General features: G+C 66.7%; 4 protein-coding genes. 1 reads left to right on the top strand and 3 read right to left on the bottom strand.

Annotated features, from left to right (window positions below; all coding sequences use genetic code 11):
- Window positions 1-404: 404 nt before the first annotated feature.
- Entirely contained in the window at window positions 405-2198 is a 1794-nt protein-coding gene (locus tag FFS20_RS17530) for a BCCT family transporter (protein WP_137827060.1), read from the bottom strand.
- A gap of 325 nt (window positions 2199-2523) precedes the next feature.
- Here FFS20_RS17530 and FFS20_RS17535 point away from each other — a divergent pair, with 325 nt between their 5' ends.
- Window positions 2524-3363, top strand: a complete 840-nt coding sequence (locus FFS20_RS17535) for a helix-turn-helix domain-containing protein (RefSeq protein WP_137827061.1) — start codon at window positions 2524-2526, stop codon at window positions 3361-3363.
- Here FFS20_RS17535 and FFS20_RS17540 read toward each other — a convergent pair.
- Both FFS20_RS17540 and FFS20_RS17545 read right to left on the bottom strand, forming a co-directional pair.
- Window positions 3287-4330 carry an amidohydrolase family protein gene (locus tag FFS20_RS17540; RefSeq protein WP_249356929.1) on the bottom strand — a complete coding sequence of 348 codons (1044 nt, stop codon included), beginning with the start codon at window positions 4328-4330 and terminating at the stop codon, window positions 3287-3289. The two genes, FFS20_RS17535 and FFS20_RS17540, sit on opposite strands and share 77 nt — an antisense overlap.
- A 71-nt stretch (window positions 4331-4401) precedes the next feature.
- A complete protein-coding gene (locus FFS20_RS17545) occupies window positions 4402-5637 on the bottom strand; it encodes an MFS transporter (protein ID WP_349290540.1) in 1236 nt (411 codons plus the stop codon).
- Window positions 5638-5971 lie beyond the last annotated feature (334 nt).

Below are 5971 nucleotides of genomic sequence, written 5' to 3' on the forward strand. Positions count from 1 at the left end.
GACGGACCCCTGACTCCCAGCGCACAATGCTTCTCGCGCACTAGGGCCGGTCGCACACCTTTTGAGGTGGGCGGCCGGCCCTTCGCGGTGTTCGGCCGGGGCTTTCGCGGTGTTCGGCCGGGGCTTTCGCACTGCGCCGGTTCGGACGACCCTTCGCGTAGCGCGGACGGCCCAGACGCCCCGCGCCCGGGGACTCGGGCTCACCCCAGTTTCGGGGGCTCACTTCAGGACCTGAGCCCCCGAAACTGGGGTGAGCCCGAACGGCTTTGCGCCGGGCGAACCCGTCCGCGCACCCCATCGGCCGGCCGCCGGCTATCCGGCCCACGCCCGAGCGGCCCGCGACCGAGCGCCGTCAGTCCGGCCCGCGACCGAGCGCCGTCAGTCCGGCCCGCGACCGAACGCCGTCAGTCCACGTTCGTCGGCGACCGACTGCCGGTCCGGCTGGCCAAAGTGCTCTGCCGTTTGGGCTTGGTCTTGGACTTCGATTTCGGCTCGTCGACGTAGGGGTCGCGGAACTCCGGGGCGGGTTCGACGGCCTCGGGGGCGATGACGGTCTCGACCGAATCGTCGTATTCGCTGCTGAACTCGTCGGAGTCGTCCTCGCGGCGTTCGACCTCCTCGGGTGGGAGGACCTTCTTCCAGCGGCGCATGCGCACCCGCGGCAACGCGCCGGCGTCCTCGCGCAGCGCTCTCATCAGGGCGTAGATCTGGAAGTACGCGATGACGAAGAACGGCAGGCCGATGAGGATGATCGTCGATTGGAGCGCCTCGAGCCCGCCCGATCCGGAGAACACGAGCAGTGTCGCCGTGACGACGGCGATCGCGAGCGCCCAGAAGATCCTCTGCGGGAGCGGGTTGAAGTCCTCGTGCCCGTTGTTCATCGTGTCGACGACGAGCGCCGCGGAGTCGACCGAGGTGACGAAGAAGATGACGACGAGGAGGATCGCGACGATCGACACGGGAATCGCCAGCGGGTAGTGCTCGAGGAACGCGAACAGCGCGCCCGGAATGTCGCCCTGGTTGACGACGCGGTCGACGAGGCCGCCGCCTTGATTGAACTCGATGTCGAAGGACGCGTAGCCGAAGACGCCGAACCACAGGACCGAGAACGCCGAGGGGATGGCGAGAACGCCGATGACGAACTGGCGGATCGTGCGACCGCGGGAGATCCGGGCGATGAAGATCCCGACGAACGGCGACCACGTGATCGTCCATGCCCAGTAGAAGACGGTCCACGTCTTCTGCCAGCCCGTGTCGGCGAACGTGTCGTTCCACAGCGCGAGCTCGGGCAGCTGCTGGATGTAGGTGCCCACCGACTCGAAGATCCCGCGGGCCATGAACAGGGTCGGACCGAAGACGATGATGAAGACGAGGAGCAGGACCGCGACGACGATGTTGATGTTCGAGAGCACCTTGATGCCCTTGTCGAGTCCGAGCGAGACGGAGATCGTCGCCAGCCCGCAGACGACGCCGATGATGATGAGCTGCCACAGCGCGTTCTCGGGGATCCCGAGGACCTGGGCGAGCCCGCCGTTGATCTGCAGCGTGCCCAGCCCGATCGACACCGCGACACCGAAGACGGTGCCGATGATGGCGATGACGTCGATCGTCTTCCCGATCGGCCCGTGGATCCGCTCACCGAGGATGGGCTGGAAGATCGAGCTCACCCGTGGCGGCAGGTTGCGCTTGTGGATGAAGTACGCGAAGCACAGCGCCGGCAGCGTGAAGATCGTCCACGTGTGGAGCGTGAAATGGTAGTACGTGAAGTTCATCGCGTCGGCCGCGGCCTCGACCGTGCCCGGTTCGATCCCGGTGCTCGCCCGTGGTGGATCGCCGAGGTGGCTGACCGGTTCCGCGACACCCCAGAACATGAGGATGGAGCCGATTCCCGCGGCGAAGAGCATCGCGAACCAGGCACCGTTGGAATGCTCGGGCGGTTCGTCGTCGGGACCGAGTTTGACCCGACCGTAGCGGGAGGCCGCAATGTAGATGAGGAAGACGAGGAACACCGTGACGCCGACGATGTAGAACCAGCCGAAGTTCGTCAGCAGCCAGTCCGAGGCAGCCGAGACACCGGTGTCGAGGGCGTCGGTGAAGACGATCGTTCCGACGACGAAGAGGATGATCACCGCCGCCGAGGAGAAGAAGATGGCCGGGTTCGTCCGCAGCCTGAGGGCATCGTGCATTCGCGTGAGCATGCGCAGTACCTTCCGTTGGTCGCTCCTGCCCACGTTACCGAAGATCACGATATTGACAACAAACTCACTTGTCACAATCCGATCAAGAACGCCCAGGTGGCGGCCCTCGATCCGCGAGTTCGACGCCATCGGGGCGGTTCGGCGAAGTCCCTGAGATCGTCACGAATTCTTCCCGAGTTCACCCCCAACCCCGCCCCGACCACGAGTCACCTCGACCGCAAAACGGGCGACCGCCTCGGCGAGAATTCATCTCACCGGCCTCTCAATCGAGACGTCATCGGCTCTTGGTCTCGCCACCGCGGCGGCATAGGGTTGTAGTGCACTGATGCGGGCCGGCGACGGGATGACGATCATGGAGAACCTCGACCTCCGGGCACTGCCGAGCACGTTCATCCAGTCGATCGACCGCGCACTCCTGGTGCTCCGGATCCTGCGGGATTCCGCTCCCCTGCCCCTCCAGGAGATCAGCGCGCGGGCCGAGCTGTCGCCGTCGACGTGCCACCGGGTGCTCCAGATGCTCGTCTATCGTGATTTCGCCACTCAGCTCGATGACCGCCGCTACACGGTCGGGACGGCGGTGACGGCACCGCTCAACGTCTCAGACGAACTCTTCGACCTTCAGCAGCGGGCTCGTCGGCCGTTGCGGCGCCTGGTCGAGGAGACCGGTGAGACGGCCAACCTCATGGTGAGGACCGGCAGCAGCGTGCGGGTCGTCATCTCCTACGCGGGGGCGACCGAACCGCACGTCGGCAGCCGGGAGAACGCCGTGCTTCCCGCCGCGACGACGGCGGGCGGACTCGCGCTCCTCGCGCAGCTGCCCGACGAATGGCTCGTCCGGGTGTTCTTCACCGAGCAGATCGACCGGTCCTCCCCCGTCCGCGACCTCTTTCCGACAGCGGCGGATTTCATGCGGATGATGGAGCGGATCCGCTTCGACGGCTTCGCCCAGGTGTCCGGCTTCACCGAACGCGGAGTCGACGCGATCGGGCTCGCCCTGCGCGGTTGCGACAGTGTCGCGCCGGTGGCCCTGAGTGTGGCCGCCCCGGAGGTCAGGGCGGCCACGCTCTCATCGGCGCGGGTCCGGGAGGCTATCGCCCGATGCGCTGCGGAGATCGAGCGGCGCTCTGCCCGTCCTGGGGATCGTCCGGGCGGTCGCCAGAGCTGAAACCGAACAGACGCTGCGCATTGCCGGCGGCGATCTTCGCCTTGTCGCGGTCGTTGAGTTCGACGTCGTCGAACCACACGGCGGCCTCCTCCATCGACTCGAACGGGTAGTCGGCCGAGAACATGATCCGGTCGGCGCCGACCTCCTGGATCGCGTTGAGGAGGGCCGGCGTGCGGAAGTTCCCGCTCGTCGTGAGGTAGAAGTTGTTGCGCAAGTAGTGCCCGAAGGAGTGCTCGACGTCGAGACCGCGCGGGGCGACGGCGAGACGATGGTCGGTGCGCCAGATGTTGTAGGGCAGCAGCTCGCCGAGGTGGCCGATGATGATGCTGATGCCCGGGTGCCGGTCGAAGAGGCCCGAGCCCATGAGCCGCAGGGCGTGCGTGCCGGTCTCGACGGAGAACGCCCATGAGGAGCCGTAGAGCCAGGGGTGCCCGTCGTACTGCGGGCTCTTCGAGACGAGCGGGTCGCGGGGGTGGAGGTAGATCGGGACATCGAGCTCGGCGACCGTCGACCAGAAGTCCGCGTAGCGCGGGTCGTCGAGGTAGACGACCGTGTTCTCGTCGTCGACCTGGGAGAAGCCGTTGATGAGGGCCCCGACGAGGCCGAGGTCGCTGACCGCGCGGGTGAGCTCCTCTGTCGCGGCGTCGGGATCCTGCATAGGGAGGGCGGCGAACGAGGCGAAGCGCTCGGGGTTGACCGCGACCTGGTCGGCCGCGTAGTCGTTGAGCCGGCGTGCCCAGTCGACAGCCTCGGTGCGCTGGTGAAGCGATTGGATGCCCGGAGCGAGGAGGGAGAGGATGACCTTCTCGATGCCGAGTTCGTCCATCTTCTGCAGGCGCGTCTCATGGATGTCGAGCAGCGCGGCGCGCCTCTCCGGCCAGGCGTCGGGGGTGAAGTGTTCGGCGGACTGTTCGACGATGTTGGGGTCGGTGGCGCCGAAGTGCTCTTCGAGGGCGATCTTCTTCATGGTGGTCTCAGTGCTCCTCTGCAATGACATGTGGTTCGGTGATGTGATGCTGCTGGCCGATGCGCGTGGCATCAGGGCGTGTGGGCGGTGTTCGGAGTGGTCACGGCGGCGTTGCTCGCGCCGGCGAGAGCGGCGGTGTCTTCTGGCACGGAGAGCGCCGCTCGCCGGATGACGAGGATGAGCACCCCCATGACGACCGCAGCGAAGATCGCTCCCCCGGCGAAGACGCCATAGACCGCGGCGACACCGGCCGCGGTGCCGATGAGCAGCCCGCCGGCCTGCGGGGCGAGAACCGCACCGAGGCGGCCCATCCCGAGTGCCCAGCCGAGTGCCGTCCCGCGGATCGCAGCGGGATACGTGTTGTTGATGGCGCCGATGATCAGACACAGCGACCCGTGCGTGCCGATGCCGGCGACGATGAGCAGCAGGTAGGTGACGACGATGGGCAGCTGGTCGGAGATCATCGCGACCATGGCAAGCCCGGTCAGTGCGGTGGCGACGGCCGCCGCAGCCAGAGCTCCGTACCGGGTGCCCGCCCAGGCGGTGAGGATCGAACCGATGACCGCGCCGATGTTGAGGGTGAGGGCGAAGGTCAGCGCCGATCCGAGGTCGTAGCCCTGCGTCTCGAGAAGCCGCGGCAGCCAGATGCCGAGTCCGAACCAGACGAAGAGGACGGCCAGAGCGGCGATGGCGAAGAGCGCAGAGATGAGCGCATACGGCCCGGCGAAGAGGGAGCTCCGGTTCGCCCGGTCGGCGCGGGCGCTGGCTTCCTCGGGCCCGCGGGAGGGCAGGTACTTGAGAGCGAAGGGGATGATGAGGAGGGAGACGAGGGTGAGGAAGAACATCCACCGCCAGCCGAGGGTGGGGATGACGATGAGGCCGGTGAGTGCGGCGAGGATGCCGCCGACGGGGACGCCGGACATCATGATCGTCGCGACGGTGGCCCGCCAGCGCGGTGCGACGAGCCCGGCGACCAGGGCGTTCGAACTCGGCAGCAGACCGCCGAGGCCGACGCCGGCGAGGAATCGGAGCACCCCGAAGAGGACGGGGCTGTCGACGGCACCGCAGAGGGCGTTGAGGCAGGTGAAGACGATGGTGCAGAAGATGACGGTCCGTTTCTGACCGAATCGATCACCGAGGCGGCCCCCGAACAGGGCGCCGAGCATCATGCCGACGAACGCGAGCGACCCGAGGGTGCCGATCGATGCGTTCGTCAGTCCCCAGCCTGTGCTCTCGATGAGCGAGGACTGGACGGTGCCGAAGACGATGAGGTCGTATCCGTCGGAGACGACCAGTGTCCATGACACGAAGATCGCCATGATCGGCACGGCTTTGGCACCTGGCGATGAAGAGGCTGACGCAGACTGATCAGGACTCCGGTGTGTACTCATTTCGATCTCTTCTCGATCCTCACCGTTGAGGTGTGCAGCGCAGACTCTCTGCGGCTCCATGCACGCTACGGGGAGGATCACCGCCGGCACAGCGAATCGTTGATCAATTCCACACCGTGAAAATCCTATCCGGTGGTGTGGGCTGTGTCAAGTTTCGTAGACGATCTCTTTGTGGATCAGGCGGCGATCGCGGCCTGAAGGGTGTAGTCGGCGCGCGCTTCGGCGGGCGTGCGGTAGCCGAGGCTCGAGT

The organism is Brevibacterium sp. 2SA (assembly GCF_005502845.1).
Classification (GTDB): domain Bacteria; phylum Actinomycetota; class Actinomycetes; order Actinomycetales; family Brevibacteriaceae; genus Brevibacterium.